Raw genomic sequence first — 1,321 nt, forward strand, 5'->3', positions numbered from 1 at the left:
GCAATTCCATCCATCTGACTGGCCGGCCCTGCTCGAAACAGAAGGAGAACCGACATGAAGACCACAGGCAACACCATCCTCGTCGCCGGGGGCACTTCCGGCATCGGGCTCGCGCTCGCGCTCCGATTCCACGAGGCCGGAAACAAGGTGATCGTCGCCGGCCGGCGACGCGACCTGCTCGACGAGATCGTCGCCGGGCACGACGGTATCGAGGGCGAGGTGCTCGACGTCACCGACCAGGCGTCGATCACACAGCTGTTCCAGACCGTCACGGCGAAGCATCCCGAACTCAACGCGATCATCGCCATGGCCGGGATCATGGTTCCCGAGAAGGTGCTCGACCCCAGCTCGCTCGAGGTGACTGAGCGTACGGTCGCAACCAACCTGCTCGGCCCGATCCGGCTGATCCACACGTTCGCGCCGTTCCTGGTGGAGCAACCGGACGCGGCGATCCTCACGGTGACGTCTGGCCTCGCGTACGTGCCGCTGCCGTTCACACCGACCTATAGCGCCACCAAAGCCGCGATCCACTCCTACACCGAGAGCCTGCGCGAACAGCTGCGCGACACCTCGGCGCAGGTCATCGAGATCGCTCCGCCCCTCACCCGCACGACGCTCATGGGCAGCGGGACGGACAACGAGCAGGCGATGCCGCTCGACGAGTTCATCTCCGAGACCATGAGCCTGCTCGGGACGCAGCCTGACGCCGAGCAGATCCTGGTCGAGCGGGTCAAGCGTCAGCGTTTCGCCGAGGCGACGGGCACCTACGACGAAGTCTTCGCCATGCAGGCCGGTCGCTGACCTAGCCCGTCACACCCCCACACGTCGCGCACCTGCCCACAAGGTCCCCATCGGCGCCGAGTCCGATGGGGACCTTGTGTTCGCCTCAGATCAGCAGCCCGTGAAGATCTCGTCAGCCGCCCACCCGTCGTTCGCCCAGTCCTGCGGGTCGGCCGGGGTGAACCCGGAGTACCGGTTCGCCAGCTCCTCCATCAGCCATCCGGTGAACCGGGCCGCTCCCTGCGGACAGGTGTGGATACCGTCGTCGCTGCGGTCGCGCTCGCCGTCGCCGTCCCGTTGATAGGCGTCGTCCCAGACCACTGTGCTGTCAAGCAGCACAGCTTGATCGTCCGAGTTGGCTGCGACGTCGCCGGCGACCTCGGGCGTGCGGTCGATCTCGTCCATGTGCGGCGCGTAGAACTCGTCCGGCCGGATCGGAGGGGAGGGAACGAAGACGACCTCCGCTCCGGCGTCGGAGGCGGTCTCCACGATTCGCTCGTAACCGTCGTGTTGCTCCTGCTCGGTGCCCTAGTCGTAGGTC

2 protein-coding genes are annotated in these 1,321 nt (G+C 66.5%); one reads left to right on the plus strand and one right to left on the minus strand.

Going from position 1 to position 1,321, the window contains the following annotated elements:
- The first annotated feature begins 54 nt into the window (after positions 1–54).
- Complete coding sequence (locus tag ELR45_RS20060; protein WP_129667937.1) at positions 55–801, plus strand: SDR family oxidoreductase; 747 nt, start codon at positions 55–57, stop codon at positions 799–801.
- 90 nt (positions 802–891) lie between these two features.
- Here ELR45_RS20060 and ELR45_RS20065 read toward each other — a convergent pair whose 3' ends face one another.
- Entirely contained in the window at positions 892–1,269 is a 378-nt protein-coding gene (locus tag ELR45_RS20065; protein ID WP_129667938.1) for a hypothetical protein, read from the minus strand.
- Positions 1,270–1,321: the final 52 nt, after the last annotated feature.

The sequence above is a fragment of the Phytoactinopolyspora endophytica genome (assembly GCF_004138495.1).
Taxonomy (GTDB): domain Bacteria; phylum Actinomycetota; class Actinomycetes; order Jiangellales; family Jiangellaceae; genus Phytoactinopolyspora; species Phytoactinopolyspora endophytica.